The following is a 208-nucleotide window of genomic DNA, read 5'->3' as shown; positions in this document are numbered from 1 at the left end:
ATGGTTTCAGGATATCCATCAACTCCTGTTCATTGATAACTTTGCGATAATAAGCATTAGCTCTACTAATATAAATTTTACTAGAGTAATTGCATCGATTATCCTCTTCCAGTAATGGATGTTTTAAAACTAAATTTTTGACAAAATCACAAGCCCATTTTGATAGTCCAATGTCGCACCTTGCCTACACCAAAATGGGCTTGTGATT

Annotated in this window: 1 protein-coding gene; it reads right to left on the bottom strand. The window is 34.1% G+C overall.

Annotation, left to right across the window (positions count from 1 at the left end):
- On the bottom strand, positions 1-172 hold a 172-nt coding region (locus B9T16_RS29875), incomplete at its 3' end, for a glycosyltransferase 61 family protein (protein WP_410246513.1).
- Positions 173-208 lie beyond the last annotated feature (36 nt).

The organism is Arthrospira sp. PCC 8006 (assembly GCF_046480465.1).
Taxonomy (GTDB): Bacteria; Cyanobacteriota; Cyanobacteriia; order Cyanobacteriales; family Microcoleaceae; genus Limnospira; species Limnospira platensis.
Note: the sequence above shows the minus strand (reverse complement) of the source record. Positions and strands in the feature narration are given on the sequence as shown.